The sequence below is a fragment of the Microvirga sp. GN3 genome (assembly GCF_055792825.1).
In genome coordinates, this window is sequence record NZ_JBVVAK010000099.1 from 1 (window position 1) to 14,281 (window position 14,281).

General features: G+C 63.8%; 15 protein-coding genes. 7 read left to right on the forward strand and 8 right to left on the reverse strand.

Going from position 1 to position 14,281, the window contains the following annotated elements:
* Positions 1 to 257: hypothetical protein (locus tag ACS5Q1_RS32510; protein ID WP_473102088.1), on the forward strand; the 257-nt coding region annotated here is incomplete at its 5' end.
* A 244-nt stretch (positions 258 to 501) separates the two neighbouring features.
* On the opposite strand, the gene ACS5Q1_RS32515 is transcribed toward ACS5Q1_RS32510, so the two are convergent.
* From ACS5Q1_RS32515 to ACS5Q1_RS32545, 7 genes are all read right to left on the reverse strand, one after another.
* Positions 502 to 1,758, reverse strand: coding sequence for a molybdopterin molybdotransferase MoeA (locus ACS5Q1_RS32515; RefSeq protein WP_473102089.1), 1,257 nt, complete (start codon positions 1,756 to 1,758; stop codon positions 502 to 504).
* Complete coding sequence (moaC, locus tag ACS5Q1_RS32520) at positions 1,755 to 2,231, reverse strand: cyclic pyranopterin monophosphate synthase MoaC (RefSeq protein ID WP_473102090.1); 477 nt, start codon at positions 2,229 to 2,231, stop codon at positions 1,755 to 1,757. The genes ACS5Q1_RS32515 and moaC overlap by 4 nt, the downstream gene beginning before the upstream one ends.
* A complete protein-coding gene (trpC, locus tag ACS5Q1_RS32525) occupies positions 2,228 to 3,028 on the reverse strand; it encodes an indole-3-glycerol phosphate synthase TrpC (RefSeq protein WP_473102091.1) in 801 nt (266 codons plus the stop codon). The genes moaC and trpC overlap by 4 nt, the downstream gene beginning before the upstream one ends.
* Before the next feature lie 11 nt (positions 3,029 to 3,039).
* Positions 3,040 to 4,053 carry an anthranilate phosphoribosyltransferase gene (trpD, locus tag ACS5Q1_RS32530; RefSeq protein WP_473102092.1) on the reverse strand — a complete coding sequence of 338 codons (1,014 nt, stop codon included), beginning with the start codon at positions 4,051 to 4,053 and terminating at the stop codon, positions 3,040 to 3,042.
* A 5-nt stretch (positions 4,054 to 4,058) separates the two neighbouring features.
* The gene (locus ACS5Q1_RS32535) at positions 4,059 to 4,688 is read right to left on the reverse strand and encodes an anthranilate synthase component II (RefSeq protein WP_473102093.1); all 630 of its coding nucleotides are present in this window, start codon (positions 4,686 to 4,688) and stop codon (positions 4,059 to 4,061) included.
* 115 nt (positions 4,689 to 4,803) lie between these two features.
* Positions 4,804 to 6,324 carry an anthranilate synthase component I gene (gene trpE / locus ACS5Q1_RS32540; protein ID WP_473102094.1) on the reverse strand — a complete coding sequence of 507 codons (1,521 nt, stop codon included), beginning with the start codon at positions 6,322 to 6,324 and terminating at the stop codon, positions 4,804 to 4,806.
* Between the two features lie 3 nt (positions 6,325 to 6,327).
* Positions 6,328 to 8,223: a SurA N-terminal domain-containing protein gene (locus ACS5Q1_RS32545; protein WP_473102095.1), complete on the reverse strand. Its 1,896-nt coding sequence runs from the start codon at positions 8,221 to 8,223 to the stop codon at positions 6,328 to 6,330.
* Positions 8,224 to 8,359: 136 nt separating this feature from the next.
* Here ACS5Q1_RS32545 and tpiA point away from each other — a divergent pair, with 136 nt between their 5' ends.
* The 5 genes from tpiA (at position 8,360) to ACS5Q1_RS32570 (ending at position 12,773) form a co-directional block, all read left to right on the forward strand.
* Positions 8,360 to 9,127: a triose-phosphate isomerase gene (gene tpiA / locus ACS5Q1_RS32550; RefSeq protein WP_473102096.1), complete on the forward strand. Its 768-nt coding sequence runs from the start codon at positions 8,360 to 8,362 to the stop codon at positions 9,125 to 9,127.
* Between the two features lie 120 nt (positions 9,128 to 9,247).
* Positions 9,248 to 9,661, forward strand: a complete 414-nt coding sequence (gene secG / locus ACS5Q1_RS32555; RefSeq protein WP_473102098.1) for a preprotein translocase subunit SecG — start codon at positions 9,248 to 9,250, stop codon at positions 9,659 to 9,661.
* 105 nt (positions 9,662 to 9,766) lie between these two features.
* Positions 9,767 to 11,395: a CTP synthase gene (locus ACS5Q1_RS32560; RefSeq protein WP_203439536.1), complete on the forward strand. Its 1,629-nt coding sequence runs from the start codon at positions 9,767 to 9,769 to the stop codon at positions 11,393 to 11,395.
* A 60-nt stretch (positions 11,396 to 11,455) separates the two neighbouring features.
* Positions 11,456 to 12,319, forward strand: a complete 864-nt coding sequence (locus ACS5Q1_RS32565) for a VOC family protein (RefSeq protein ID WP_473102099.1) — start codon at positions 11,456 to 11,458, stop codon at positions 12,317 to 12,319.
* Positions 12,320 to 12,371: 52 nt separating this feature from the next.
* On the forward strand, positions 12,372 to 12,773 hold the full coding sequence (locus ACS5Q1_RS32570) for a DUF350 domain-containing protein (RefSeq protein WP_203439534.1): 402 nt from the start codon (positions 12,372 to 12,374) through the stop codon (positions 12,771 to 12,773).
* A gap of 44 nt (positions 12,774 to 12,817) precedes the next feature.
* Here the strand turns inward: ACS5Q1_RS32570 and ACS5Q1_RS32575 are convergent, their stop codons facing one another.
* Positions 12,818 to 13,087 carry a transcriptional regulator gene (locus ACS5Q1_RS32575; protein WP_473102101.1) on the reverse strand — a complete coding sequence of 90 codons (270 nt, stop codon included), beginning with the start codon at positions 13,085 to 13,087 and terminating at the stop codon, positions 12,818 to 12,820.
* A gap of 262 nt (positions 13,088 to 13,349) precedes the next feature.
* Here ACS5Q1_RS32575 and kdsA point away from each other — a divergent pair, with 262 nt between their 5' ends.
* Positions 13,350 to 14,198: a 3-deoxy-8-phosphooctulonate synthase gene (gene kdsA, locus ACS5Q1_RS32580; protein WP_473102102.1), complete on the forward strand. Its 849-nt coding sequence runs from the start codon at positions 13,350 to 13,352 to the stop codon at positions 14,196 to 14,198.
* The last annotated feature ends 83 nt before the right edge of the window (positions 14,199 to 14,281 follow it).

A 14,281-nucleotide genomic window follows, 5' to 3' on the forward strand; every position in this document is an offset into this window, starting at 1 on the left:
GGCCGCTGCAGCCGCAGCACCAGTTCGATCAGCTCTTCCTTCGTCAGGCGCTGCAAATCAGTGCGATCCATGGCCCCATGGATTCAGGAATTGCGCCTGATGACAAGGGCGTGGGTAATTACGGTGATAGTCCCACCAGCCGGAACGCCACCATTATAAGTGAAATCGCTCCCATATATCTCAATCGTGTAACCATTCGCAGAATTTTTCAGAACGAAGACGTCAGCGGTGGCATTCAGTACAACCGTGCCGACTAAAACCTCATCAAGTGAGAGATTGGGGAGATTATTTTCGAAAGTGAAGTATGCCATTTTCGCCCCTAAGAAGCCCGCCAAATTGGGCTTATATGCAATGTAATATAGTTTAAAATGCGACGGGAGTGCAAACTGACTTTTTTGCCTTACAACAGAGAAGAAGCTCCAACTTGTGGAGTAATGCGAACATCGCCGCTCGAAAGATTGCGTAGTGCGTTATTGAACCCGAGGACGGCTTAGGCGCCCATCAACAAAACCTCTCCAGCCGAATGATCCGGCAGGGCTCTCCGGCGGTCGCCGCGGGAGCATGGGGCGGGCGGGCGAGGAGGGCGTCGGAGCGTTCCAGGATGCTCAGCATGGATGAGTCCTGGAGCAGGTGCGGGGTCGCGACGGGGAGCATAAGGCGCTCGGGGCCGTGAGCGAGACTCACAGGGATATCCTGGAGCGAGAGGGACGCGCGCATGTAGTCCTGACGCTCTCGATTGGGCGGGAGATCGGCGCCTAGGATCGCATCCTCCGTCGGATCCTCCGCGGCTTTCTGATCGCCCAGGAGGGCGCGGATCGCGGGGATCAGGAACAGGACGGTGCAGACGAGGGACGAGACCGGATTGCCGGGGAGTCCGAGAAACAGGGTAGATCCGAGACGCCCATGCATGAGTGGTTTGCCGGGGCGTAAAGCCACGCGCCAGAAACCGAGGTCCATGCCCTGACGGCTCAAGGCCTTCTGCACCAGATCGTGCTCGCCCACCGATGCGCCGCCCAGGGTCACGAGAATGTCGGAACCGGCGTCGCGGGCGGCCTGAATGCGCTCGTCGAGGGATTCGAGCGTATCGCGGGCGATGCCGAGATCGATGGCTTCGGCCCCGGCTTTCTCCACCATCAGCATCGTCGCCGGCAGGCTGGAGGCGGTGATCTGGTCGGGGCCGACAGGCTCGCCCGCGCGCACCAGTTCGTCACCCGTGGCGAGAATGGCAACCCGCGGCTTCCTGTGAACGGCGAGCGCGCCATGCCCCATGGCGGCCGCCAGGGCGATGTGACGAGAATCCAGACGCAAACCGGCCTGCAGCAGCACATCGCCGGCACGGAAATCGAGACCGGCGGCGCGGATATGGCGGTTGGGCCGGGCCGCATCCTTGACAATCACCTGATCGTCGGACCGCTCCGTATCCTCTTGCAGCACCACCGCGTCGGCGTCATCAGGAACGGGCGCGCCGGTGAAGATGCGCACGGCCTCCATCGCTCCAACCGTGCCGGAAAAGCGATTGCCGGCTGCACTGGTGCCGATCACCCGGAGCGTTGCGGGCACCTGCGCGCAGTCGGCGCTTCTCACCGCGTAGCCGTCCATGGCGGAGGCCGGGAAGGGGGGCTGATCGCGCCGGGCACTGACATCCTCGGCGAGCGTCCGACCGGCGCACGCGGCGAGGCGAACATGCTCAATCCCGACCGGCTTTTCGACGCTTGCCAGAACGCGGGACAGGGCATCTTCGACCGATATCAAGCTCATGGCGCCTCGAAATCTCCCGAGCGACCGCCACTCTTCCGGCGCAGGCGAACATGCTCGATCCGCATGCCCTTATCGGCTGCCTTCACCATGTCGTAGATCGTCAGGCAGGCAATGGATACGGCGGTGAGCGCTTCCATCTCGACGCCGGTCTGGCCCGATACCTTCACCTCGGCGCTCACGCGCACGCCGGGCAGGCTATCGTCGAGGGTACAGTCCACTTTGACCTTCGAGATGAGGAGAGGGTGGCAAAGTGGAATGAGTTCGTGCGTGCGTTTGGAGGCCATGATCCCGGCAAGGCGAGCGGTGCCCAGGACATCGCCCTTCTTTGCCTCGCCATGGCGGATCAGGTCGAGGGTTTCGGCCTGCATGACCACATATCCTTCGGCAATCGCGGTGCGGCTGGTGACGCTCTTGTCCGAGACGTCGACCATGCTGGCCTGACCCGATGCATCGAGATGCGTGAGCTTCGTCATGCGGCCTCGCCGAACAGAAGTTTTCGCGTGGCCGCCGCCACGTCGGCTTGGCGCATCAGGCTCTCGCCGACGAGGAAGGTGTGGATGCTCACCTTCGACAAACGCTCGATGTCGGCGAGCGTGAAGATGCCGCTCTCGCCGACGACGATGCGGTCGGACGGAATCAGGGGAGCGAGCTCCTCGCTGACGCCGAGCGACACTTCGAAGGTGCGCAGATTGCGGTTGTTGATGCCGACGAGCTTCGTGCCCAGCGGCAGGGCCCGCTCCAGCTCCGCGCGGTCATGCACCTCCACCAGCACATCCATGCCGAGATCGTGCGCCGTATCGATCAACGCGCGGGCCTCATCGTCGGAGACGCTTGCCATGATCACGAGAATGCAGTCGGCGCCCCAGGCACGGGCCTCGTAGACTTGGTAGGGCTCGAACAGGAAGTCCTTGCGCAGGGCCGGCAGCCCCGAGGCCTCACGGGCCTGCGTGAGATATTCGGGCTTGCCCTGGAAGGAGGGCTCGTCGGTGAGCACTGACAGGCAAGTCGCGCCGCCTTCGGCGTAAGCCCTCGCCAGGCTCGGCGGATCGAAATCGGCGCGGATCAGACCCTTGGACGGGCTTGCCTTCTTCACCTCTGCGATGAGGGCGGGTCGCCCCTCGATGAGATGGCGCTCGATAGCCTTGGCAAAGCCGCGGGGCGGGGAGGCCGCGCGGGCACGGCGCTCGATCTCGGCTTGCGGAATGGCCGCCTTTGCCGCTTCGATCTCCTGACGCTTATAGGCTTCGATCTTGCTGAGAACATCGGCCATGTGACTTGCACTCAGCTGTTCGAGACTTTGACGAGACGTTCGAGGGTCGCCTTCGATGCGCCACTGTCGAGAGCCCGCGAGGCACGGTCGAGACCGTCGCGCAGGTTCGCGGCTTCGTCCGCGATCACGAGGGAGGCCGCCGCGTTGAGCAAGGAGACGTCGCGATAAGGCGTGCGGGCGCCATCGAGAACTGCGCGCAGCTGGGCCGCGTTGTGTTCCGGGTCACCACCGCGCAGGTCGTCCAGAGATACCGTCGGGAGGCCGACCTCCTCCGGGGTCACGGTGAAGCGGCGGATTGCGCCGTTCTCCAAGGCCGCCACGAAGGTCGGACCGGTGGTCGTCATCTCGTCGAGCCCGTCGGAACCATGCACGGTCCAGACCTTCTGCGAGCCGAGCTCTTTCAGAACCTGTGTGAGCGGCTCGAGCCAAGCTTCTGAAAACACGCCGAGAAGCTGACGCTTGGCGCCGGCCGGATTGGCCAGGGGGCCGAGCAGATTGAAAATCGTCCGCGTCCCGAGCTCCACACGCACGGGCGCCACATGGCGCATGGCGGCATGGTGGGTCTGGGCAAACATGAAGCAGAGCTTGGTCTCGGCAAGGCAGAGCTCCAGGCCCTCCGGGTCAAGCCCGAGTTTCACGCCGAGCGCCGAGAGGACATCCGCCGTACCCGATTTCGAAGAAGCGGCCCGGTTCCCATGTTTGGCGACGGGAACACCGCAGGAAGCGACAATGATCGAGGCGAGCGTCGAGATGTTGTAGCTGCCCTTGTGGTCGCCGCCCGTACCGACGATGTCGATCGCCTTCTCGGGAGCATTGACCCGCAGCATGCGCCCGCGCATGGCCGTGACGGCGCCGACGATCTCCTCGAGGGCCTCACCACGAACCCGCAGAGCCATGAGGAAGGCGCCGCCCTGGGCAGGCGTCACTTCACCGGAGAGCAGATCGTCGAAGGCGTCTCGCGCCTCGTCGCGCGTCAGCGATGCACCCGTGGCGACCTTGGCGAGATAGGATTTGAACGATTCCATCGGTTTTACTGTCCTGCTGGAGCGGCTGCACCGCTGGCGACGCGATGCTTGGCGTTCCAATCCGCCGCGAGTTCGAAGAAATTGCGCATGATCGTCACCCCATGCTCCGACAGGATGCTCTCGGGATGGAACTGGACGCCGTGAATCGGCCGCGACCGATGGGACAGGCCCATCACGAGGCCGTCGGCAGTCTCGGCTGTCACGAGGAGATCGCTCGGGCAGGTCTCGCGGTCCACGATCAGCGAGTGGTAACGGGTCGCCTTGAAGACGCCGTTGATACCGCGGAACACGGCCTGACCGCTATGCTCCACCTCCGACACCTTGCCGTGCATGGGCAGAGGCGCACGGGAAACTGTGCCGCCGAAGGCCTGACCGATGGTCTGCAGTCCGAGGCAAACACCGAAGGTCGGGATCTCGGGCGAGGCGCGTTTCACGAGATCGAGGCAGATCCCGGCCTCGTTCGGCGAGCAGGGTCCGGGCGAGAGCACGATGGCATCCGGCGCGGAAGCAATCACCTCGTCGGTGGTGATGGCGTCGTTGCGCACCACATCCACCGAGGTGGCGAGCGGGCCGAGCAGATGCACCAGGTTCCAGGTGAAGCTGTCGTAATTGTCGATGACGAGAACGCGGGTCATAGCGCGCCGACGTTCGCGTAAGCGACGGTTCCGGTCAAGGGAAGCATTGGGAGCATAGCATTTTCAGGCGAAGTCGCCCCGGTTCGCCGTTCGAAAATGCGGCTTTCTTCAAAACTCACTGTCCGACCCTCGCCTGGCTTGCGAAGCGCACGGCTTCTTCGGCCGCCCGGAACAGCGCCTTCGACTTGTTGATGCATTCCTGCTGCTCGGAAGCCGGATCGGAATCGTAGACGATGCCTGCGCCGGCCTGGACCGCCATGCGCCCGTCCTTCACCAAAGCGGTGCGCAGCACGATGCAGGTATCCATCTCGCCATTGGCGCCGAAATAGCCGATGCAGCCGGCATAAGGCCCACGCTTATCCTTCTCCAGCTCGTCGATGATCTGCATGGCGCGCACCTTCGGCGCGCCGGAGACCGTGCCGGCCGGGAAGCCTGCGACGAGCGCATCGAGCGCATCGAAGGAGGGATCGAGTCTGCCCTCCACGTTCGAGACGATGTGCATCACCTGGCTGTAATATTCGAGGAAGAAGGAATCCGTGACCTCCACGGAGCCCATCTCCGCGACCCGGCCCACATCGTTGCGTCCGAGATCGAGCAGCATCAGATGCTCGGCCCGTTCCTTCTGGTCGGCGAGCAGGCTCTCCGCATGGGCGCGATCCTCGGCGGCCGTCGCGCCGCGCGGCCGCGTTCCGGCGATGGGACGGATCGTGACCCTGCCGTCGCGGACCCGCACCAGGATCTCCGGCGAGGAGCAGACGATCTGAAAATCCTCGAAATCGAGATAGCAGAGGAATGGCGCCGGATTGACCCGACGCAGGGAGCGATAGAGTGCGAAAGCGGGCAGGGGAAAAGCCGACTCGAACCGCTGCGACAGCACCACCTGGAAGATATCGCCGGCGCGAATGTACTCCTTCGCCTTGGCGACCATCGTTTCGAACTCTTCCGGTGTCGTGTTCGAGACCGGCGGCTCAAAATGGATCTTGGTCGGGTCGCTGCGATCATCGATAGGGAGCGGGCGCTCGAGTGCAGCCGTCACTTCGTCGAGGCGTGACAAAGCCGTCTCGTAGGCCGCCTTGGCCGAGGTCCCGGACTGCGGGCGCACGGGCGTGATGAGCGAAATCTCATCCTTCACGGCATCGAACACCACCATGACGGTCGGTCGGATCAGGATCGCGTCCGGCACCTTCAGCACGTCCGGATTGGGCTCAGGCAGGCGCTCCATCAGCCGGACCATGTCGTAGCCCAGATAGCCGAAGAGGCCTGCCGCCATGGGCGGCAAGTCGTCGGAAAGGGGCAGGGCGCTTTCCTTGATAAGCGCGCGCAGGCTCTCCAGGGGTGGAAGTTCCTCGACCCTGAATTCCTGCATACGGCTTTGCGCCTGACGGTCGATGGAGGCCTCGCCATCCTGGCAGCGCCAGACGAGATCGGGATCGAGCCCGATCATCGAGAAGCGGCCGCGAGTCGCTCCGCCTTCGACGGATTCCAGCAGGAAGGCCGAGCCCTTCCGGTCATGCCGCAGCTTCAGGAAAGCCGCGACAGGGGTTAAAAGATCACCCACCAATGTGGCCCGCAGAACGCCGGCCTCGCCAGCCTCATAGGCCTGAGCGAAGGTATCGAAATCGGGCGTGATCGTCATGGGTTACAATTCGCCGCCCGTTGCCTGACGCAGCGCCTGCTGGTTGATGGTCACGCCGAGATCCTGGCGGACCTGGGCGATGTACTGGCTGATCAGGTCGTCGCCGAACCCGGCCCGGAGCTGGTTCTCGGCGTTCTGCGCCGCCTGCGTCGTGGTGACGAGCGGCGGCACGGTGGCGGAAGTGACTTTGAACACGGCACGGGCATCCGTTCCGTTGGCGGCGTGACCCACCTTGCCGACCGGGACGGCGAAGATGCGGTTCACGGCCTCGATGGCGAGATCGTCCTTCGCGACATTGCGGGCGAGATCGGTCGCGTTCTTGACCTCCGCGCCCGCCGCCTGGGCCACAGCCTCGATGGCCTCACCCTTTTCGAGGCGCCCGGTGAGCTCGTTCGCCTTCTCGGACAGACGCTGCGCCACCTGATCCTCGCGCCAAAGAGTGGCGACCTGATCGCGGACCTCGTCGAGATTCTTCTCGCGGGAGGCTTCGATGCCGGTCACGTCGTACCAGACATAGCCGGTGGCGGTGCGCAGGGCTTCGTTGTCGACGCCGATGTCGGACGCGAAGGCCGCTTTCACGACGGCGTCCTTCTCAGGGACGTTGACCGGATTGCCGGCCTTGTCGAGACCGCCGGCCTCGACCGCGGGAATCTGGACCGGGGTCAGGCCCTTTTCCTTGGCGATGTCCGCCAGCGGCTTAGCGCCAGCGCGCAGATCCTCGATCTCGTCGTGGATCCGCTCAATCTGGCCCTGGGCGCGCTCCTGAGCGACCTCCTGACGGAGCTCGGCGGCAACCTCCTCGAAGGGGCGGACAGCTTCGGGCTGGATCTGCGTGACCCGCACGATCACCGGGCCGAAACGGCCGGCGATGGGAGCGCTGACAGCGTTCTGCTCAAGGGCGAAGACCGCTTCTGCCACGGCCTGATCGAGCATTTCGGCCTTGGCGAAGGTGCCGAGCTCCAGGCTCTGCGGGGACACATTGCGCTCGGTGGCGAGGGCCTCGAAGGTCGTGCCTTCCTTGATCTTGGCGGCCGCGGCCTCGGCTTCGGCCTGGGACGGGAAGGTGATCTGCTGGATCGTCCGGCGCTCCGGCGTGCCGTACTTGGCCTTCTGCTGCTCGTAACGCTGGCGGGCGTCGGCCTCGGACACGGTATCCGGCTTGGCGACGGCGGCGGCGTCGAGCACCATGACCGTCACGGCCCGGTATTCGGGAGCCCGGAACGAGCTCCTGCGCTCGTTGAAGAAGCTCTGAAGCTGCTCGGCCGTGGGGGCGGGGATGTCGCCCGCCGTGGCAGCGGTCAGAAGGATGTAGGCGGCAGCGCGACGCTCGCTGGCATAGCGATGCAGGGCTTCCTTGGCAGCGACCGGGACCGTGATGTCCCCGGCGATGGCCTCGGCGAGATGGAGACGCGCCATGGCAGAGCGCTGCTCCTGCACGAAGCCCGCCTCGGAGAGGCCGACATTGCGCAGGGCCTGATCGAACAGGGCGCGATTGAACTGGCCGTCGGCTCCCTTGAAGGTCGGGTTGTTCATGATCGAGGCGGCGACAAGCTGGTCGGAGACGGAGAGACCCATCTGCTTGGCCTGCTCGGCCATCACGGCCTCGGTCACGAGATTGGAGACGACCTGCTGGTCGAGGCCGAAGGCGCGGGCCTGCTCGGGGCTGATCACGGTGCGGAACTGGCGCCCGAGCCGCTGAAGCTCGTTGGTATAGGCGTTGCGGACCTGATCCACCGTGATGGTGATGCTGCCGACCTCGGCCACCGCGGAAGCGGGTGTCGCACGGAAGATGTCGCCGATGCCCCAGATGGCGAAGCTGACGATGAGGGCGCCGAAAAAGATGGTGGCGATGACTTTGCCGACCAGCGTCTGCCCAGCCTTGCGCATGTTCCGAAGCATCGTGAACCCGTTTTCCAAAAACTCGTTAAACCTGCCGATAAACGATCAGGGGCTCTACGAAAAGGGCAAGTCTGGTTGAAAGAGGGCTCAAGCCTCTGCTAGTGCCAAATTATCAAGCGTGACAGGAGTGCCTGAAATGAGCGTCGATAGGCCGCGCCCGCTGGTGGCGGGAAACTGGAAGATGAACGGACTGAGGTCCTCGACCAAGGTTCTGGAGGAGATCCACGCCGGCTACACTCCGGGTCTCAAGGCCAAGGTCGAGCTGGCCGTCTGCCCACCTGCGACTCTCGTGAGCCTCTTCGCTCAGCGTTCCGTCGGCTCGCGCGTCGCCATCGGCGGCCAGGATTGCCACGCCAAGGAATCGGGCGCCTTCACGGGCGACCTTTCGGCCGAAATGCTGGCCGATGCAGGCGCTTCCTATGTGATCGTCGGCCATTCCGAGCGCCGCCAGTATCACAAGGAGAAGGACGTCGATGTCTGCGCCAAGGCGGTTGCGTCTCACCGGGCCGGCCTCACGGTTATCGTCTGTGTTGGCGAAACCCGCGAGGAGCGCGAGGCCGGCAAAACCCTCGCCGTCGTCCGCAAGCAGCTGCGCGGCTCGATCCCGGTCGATTCGAACAGCCATAATCTCGTGGTCGCCTATGAGCCCGTCTGGGCCATCGGTACCGGCCTGACGCCAACCGTCGCCGACGTGGCGGAGGTGCATGCCCTGATCCGGGACGAGCTGCGCCGCCTCGTCGGCAAGGCCGATTCCGCACGGGTCCGCATTCTCTATGGCGGCTCCGTGAAGCCCTCGAATGCTGCCGAACTGATGGCAGTGGAGAACGTCAACGGCGCGCTGGTGGGGGGCGCGAGCCTCGTCGCGGCCGATTTCCTGGCCATCGCCGGGGCGTATCTCGGGTAACTGAGAAAAGGCGGCTTGCAGGTCTTTGATCCTGCGCCCACCTATGCTACAGGCCGCCGCAACGAACGGATTGCGAGCGGCTGACGCCCTGTGCGCAGCCGCTTGAGGTTTTTGAAAACGATGCAAACAGTTCTCATCATTGTCCACCTGATCATCGTCCTCGCTTTGATCGGCGTGGTTCTTCTGCAGCGTTCCGAGGGCGGCGGCATGGGCCTCGGCGGCGGTGGCGGCGGTGTTTCCGGCTTCATGACCGGGCGCGGCCAGGCCAATGCGCTCACCCGCGCGACCGCGATTCTGGCAGGCCTTTTCTTCATCACCAGCATCGCGCTCACCGTCATGGCGACCTCGACCCGGGCTCCGCGCTCGATCCTGGATGGCGGCGCCGCGCCGACGGCGCCGGCTCCGGGCCAGCAGGCTCCGGCGGCTCCGCAGGGCGGTAATGTGCTCGAGCAGCTGCAGCGCCTTCAGGGCGACCAACCGGCGGCTCCGGCCCCCAGCGCTCCGGCGCCGGCGCCCGCAGCGCCTCAGCAGTAAGTGAAAACCAGGGCCGGGCTTCCGGCCCTCTCTTTTTGTGGATTGGCTTCGGGTAACGCTGTTCGCGATTGCGAATCGGCGTCCGATCTTTATGGATAGGGGTCCATGACGCGGTACGTATTCATCACCGGCGGCGTGGTGTCTTCGCTCGGCAAGGGATTGGCTTCGGCGGCCCTGGGAGCGCTTCTCCAAGCACGCGGTTACAAGGTCCGGCTTCGCAAGCTCGACCCATATCTCAACGTCGATCCGGGGACGATGAGTCCCTATCAGCACGGCGAGGTCTTCGTGACCGACGACGGCGCTGAGACCGATCTGGATCTCGGACATTACGAGCGCTTCACCGGCGTGCCGGCCACCAAGGCCGACAACATCACCACCGGGCGCATCTATCTCGACATCATCACCAAGGAGCGGCGCGGCGACTATCTCGGCGCCACGATCCAGGTGATTCCGCATGTCACCAACGCGATCAAGGATTTCGTGCTCACCGGCAACGAGGGCTTCGACTTCGTTCTCGTCGAGATCGGCGGCACGGTCGGCGACATCGAGGGTCTGCCGTTCTTCGAGGCCATCCGCCAGCTCGGCAACGATCTGGAGCGGGGACAGGCGATCTATGTCCACCTGACGCTCTTGCCGTTCATCCCATCCGCCGGCGAGCTGAAGACGAAGCCGACGCAGCACTCGGTGGCGGAACTGCGCTCCATCGGTATCCAGCCCGATATCCTTCTCTGCCGCACGGACCGCGAGATCCCGAAAGACGAGCGCCGCAAGCTCGCCCTGTTCTGCAACGTGCGCGAGACCGCGGTGATCGAGGCGCGCGACGCCCGCTCGATCTACGACGTGCCGCTGGCCTATCACGAGGCCGGCCTCGACAGCGAGGTTCTGGCGGCCTTCGGCCTCGACAGCGCCAAGGCGCCCGATCTCTCCCGTTGGACGAACATTTCCGGGCGCGTCCACAATCCGGAGGGCGAGGTCACCATTGCCGTCGTTGGCAAGTATACGGGCCTCAAGGATGCCTATAAGTCCCTGATCGAGGCCCTTCACCACGGCGGCATCGCCAATCAGGTGAAGGTGAACCTCGAATGGATCGAGAGCGAGATCTTCGAGCATGAGGATCCGGCTCCGTTCCTCGAGGGGATCCACGGCATCATGGTTCCCGGCGGCTTCGGCCAGCGCGGCGCCGAGGGCAAGATCCGGGCGGCCCGCTTCGCCCGCGAGCGCAAGGTGCCGTATTTCGGTATCTGCTTCGGCATGCAGATGGCGGTGATCGAGGCGGCCCGGTCGCTGGCCGGCATCCAGAATGCCAGCTCGACCGAGTTCGGCCCGACCGCGGAGCCGGTCGTCGGCCTGATGACGGAGTGGCTGCGCGGCAACGAGCTCGAGAAGCGTTCTTCCAGCGGCGATCTTGGCGGCACCATGCGCCTCGGCGCCTATCAGGCCTCGCTCAAGCCCGGCAGCAAGGTGGCGGACATCTATGGCGGCACGGAAATCTCCGAGCGTCACCGGCACCGCTACGAGGTCAACATGACCTATCGCGACCAGCTGGAGGAAAAGGGCCTGCGCTTCTCGGGCGTCTCGCCCGACGGCGTTCTGCCCGAGATCGTGGAATACGAGAACCATCCCTGGTTCATCGGCGTCCAGTACCATCCGGAGCTGAAGTCTCGTCCCTTCGAGCCGCATCCACTCTTCAAGAGCTTCATTCATGCGGCCGTGGAGCAAAGCCGGCTGGTTTGATGTTAACCTGCCCCGTCGTGCCTGGACGTGATTCAGGCGCGACGTACAGGAAAGAACCCGATGACCCGCCGGATCGACCATCTCGTTGTTGCCGTCCACGACCTCGATCAGGCCGGAAGCTTTTATGAGCGTCTCGGTTTCCAGGTCGGCGCCCGCAATCGCCACCCCTGGGGCACCGAGAACCGGCTCGTCCAGCTGCCCGATTCCTTCATTGAACTGCTCGCGGTGGGCGAGGGGGCCGCGATTGCCCCGCATCAGGCGAGCGCCTTCAGCTTCGGCGCTTTCGTCCAGGATTACCTGAGGGACCGCGAAGGCCTCGCCATGCTGGTTCTCGACAGCCAGGATGCCAAGGCGGACGCCGCTCTGTTCTCTGAAAAACGCATCGGGTCGTTCGAGCCGTTCCATTTCGAGCGCAGCGGACGCCGTCCGGATGGGAGCGAAACCAAGGTAGCCTTCACCCTGGCCTTCGCCTCAGTCGAGAATTCTCCCAAGGCGGGCTTCTTCGTCTGCCAGCAGCACTTCCCGGAAAACTTCTGGAACCCGGAATTCCAGCGCCACGACAACAAGGCGACGCAAATCTCATCGGTGACCCTGGCTGCGCCGGATCCGGAGCGGCTTCGAGCTTTCCTGACGGCCTTCACCGGCGTGCAGCCGGCCAGTCCGGACGGGGACGATCTGTCGTTCCGCCTGGGTGAGAGCCACATTGATGTGCTCACGCCCGATGACGCTGCCGAGATCTATGGCTCAGTGGAGGCAGAGCTCGATCAGCCGTCCTTCGTGGCTTTCGCGGTTCGCGTCGAGGATATCCACCGGCAGGCGAAGTGGCTGGACGCCGCAGAGATTCCCTATCAGCACATCGGCAGCAGGCTCATCGTCCCTGCCAGCACTGCCTTCGGCATCGCGATCGCGTTCGAGCCAACGTAATATTAACCATGATCCTCTAGACGATGGGAAAACATCGTATGGAGGACTGACCGTGGCTTCATCTCTGGCGGGCTTGCCTGACTTCCTGATCTTCTTCGTGCTCGCGGTCGCCCTGGTCGGCCTCTACCTCGCGATCTACACGCTCGCGACCATGCACAACGAGTTCGCTCTGATCCGTGAGAACGTGATCTCGGCGGCGACCACCCTCGGCTTCAGCCTCGTCGGTTTCGCGCTGCCGCTGGCGAGCGCCATCGTCCATGCCCAGACCATCGTCGATTGCCTCGTCTGGGGCCTGGTGGCCCTCGCAGTCCAGATCGTCGTCTACTGGCTGGTGCGGATCGTGATGCCGAACCTGTCGCAGCGCATCGCTGGCGGTGAAATGGCGGCTGCCCTGTTCCTCGGCGCTGCTTCGCTCGCCGCTGGAATCATCAACGCGGCGGCGATGACATTCTGAGAACGGGTTCAAGCCCCGGGGAAATCGTCCGGGGCTTCTGGTTTTTAAATATTCGCCTCGACCATTCTGGCGAATTGAAGAGCCTCCGCGCGCATGGCCGGCGGCACGAGCATCGGGTTCTTGTGCCGAACGGCATAGAGCATGGCGATCCGCTCAATGGCCCGGAGATAGAGGTCCGGGATCTCGTTCTCGCCCCATTCGAAGGATTGGTAGTCCCGCAGGTTCAACTCGATTTCATGCGCCATTCTGCTTTGCGTAAAGCCGAGTGCCGTTCTGAGAGCGACAAGCTCCTGCATCTTGCTATGTTCGGACATCAGAGCGCCCCCCACGCGCCGCGAAGTGAATTGTCGATCCGCTTCAGGAATGTTTGCAGGTAAAATTTCTTATTCTTTCCATGTAGATAGCATCTTGTTTTAAAGATGACCTAAAGTAAATCGACAATTCGTCGGAGGAAATATCCTCTGTCGCCCTTGGTTAAGAGCTGACAAGCCGACTGCCTTCACCGCGACGTCCAGTGACGAGGTGGCATGCACGGAGTCGCTTTGCTTGCCGTCTGAGAAAGGCTAGAGACGGCGCATGACCGATACCAAACAAACTCCAACCGTCGTCGAGGCCGGCTCCGTCCGCTTCGGCAATCACCTGCCGCTCAGCATCATCGCCGGGCCCTGCGCCATGGAAAGCCGCGACCACGCGCTTGAAATGGCTGCCGCGCTCAAGGAGATCGCCGGGAAGCTCGGCCTGGGTCTCGTCTATAAGTCCTCCTTCGACAAGGCGAACCGGACGTCCATCTCCAGTGCCCGCGGCCTCGGGCTGGACAAGGCCCTTACGATCTTCGCCGAGGTGAAGGAGAAGTACGGGCTGCCGGTCATCACCGATGTGCACGAGAACGACCAATGTGCGCCTGTCGGCGAGGTGGTCGATATCCTTCAGATCCCGGCCTTCCTCTGCCGCCAGACGGACCTGCTCGTAGCGGCTGCCAAGACGGGCCGGGTGGTCAATGTGAAGAAAGGCCAGTTCCTGGCACCCTGGGACATGGCGAATGTCGCCGCCAAGGTGACGGCTGCGGGCAATCCCAATGTGATGCTGACCGAGCGCGGCGCCTCCTTCGGCTACAACACGCTCGTTTCCGACATGCGCTCCCTGCCGATCATGGCCGAGACCGGCGCTCCGGTGATTTTCGATGCCACCCATTCCGTGCAGCAGCCCGGCGGCAAAGGCACCACTTCGGGCGGTCAGCGGGAATACGTGCCGGTGCTGGCCCGCGCCGCCGTCGCGGTCGGCGTGGCCGGCGTCTTCATCGAGACGCACCAGGACCCGGACAAGGCTCCTTCCGACGGCCCCAACATGGTTCCGTTGAAGGAGCTTGAGGGATTGCTGGCGCAGCTCAAGGCTTTCGATGCGCTGGCCAAGGGCAGGGCGGTCTAATTCCGTTTCCCATGCCTTTTGAAGAGGTCAGGTCTGCGTTCCTGTTCCTCGTATTGAGATGAGGCCGTGATAAGGAGCCTGAG

Excerpts from the sequence above, each read along its gene's own strand:
- ACS5Q1_RS32565 (WP_473102099.1), top strand. The coding sequence starts at position 11,456 with ATGACCCGCCGGATCGACCATCTCGTTGTTGCCGTCCACGACCTCGAT.
- ACS5Q1_RS32545 (WP_473102095.1), bottom strand. The coding sequence starts at position 8,223 with ATGCTTCGGAACATGCGCAAGGCTGGGCAGACGCTGGTCGGCAAAGTC.
- moaC (WP_473102090.1), bottom strand. The coding sequence starts at position 2,231 with ATGACGAAGCTCACGCATCTCGATGCATCGGGTCAGGCCAGCATGGTC.
- kdsA (WP_473102102.1), top strand. The coding sequence starts at position 13,350 with ATGACCGATACCAAACAAACTCCAACCGTCGTCGAGGCCGGCTCCGTC.
- ACS5Q1_RS32515 (WP_473102089.1), bottom strand. The coding sequence starts at position 1,758 with ATGAGCTTGATATCGGTCGAAGATGCCCTGTCCCGCGTTCTGGCAAGC.
- ACS5Q1_RS32560 (WP_203439536.1), top strand. The coding sequence starts at position 9,767 with ATGACGCGGTACGTATTCATCACCGGCGGCGTGGTGTCTTCGCTCGGC.
- secG (WP_473102098.1), top strand. The coding sequence starts at position 9,248 with ATGCAAACAGTTCTCATCATTGTCCACCTGATCATCGTCCTCGCTTTG.
- ACS5Q1_RS32535 (WP_473102093.1), bottom strand. The coding sequence starts at position 4,688 with ATGACCCGCGTTCTCGTCATCGACAATTACGACAGCTTCACCTGGAAC.
- trpD (WP_473102092.1), bottom strand. The coding sequence starts at position 4,053 with ATGGAATCGTTCAAATCCTATCTCGCCAAGGTCGCCACGGGTGCATCG.
- trpC (WP_473102091.1), bottom strand. The coding sequence starts at position 3,028 with ATGGCCGATGTTCTCAGCAAGATCGAAGCCTATAAGCGTCAGGAGATC.
- tpiA (WP_473102096.1), top strand. The coding sequence starts at position 8,360 with ATGAGCGTCGATAGGCCGCGCCCGCTGGTGGCGGGAAACTGGAAGATG.
- ACS5Q1_RS32575 (WP_473102101.1), bottom strand. The coding sequence starts at position 13,087 with ATGTCCGAACATAGCAAGATGCAGGAGCTTGTCGCTCTCAGAACGGCA.
- trpE (WP_473102094.1), bottom strand. The coding sequence starts at position 6,324 with ATGACGATCACGCCCGATTTCGATACCTTCGCTCAGGCCTATGAGGCT.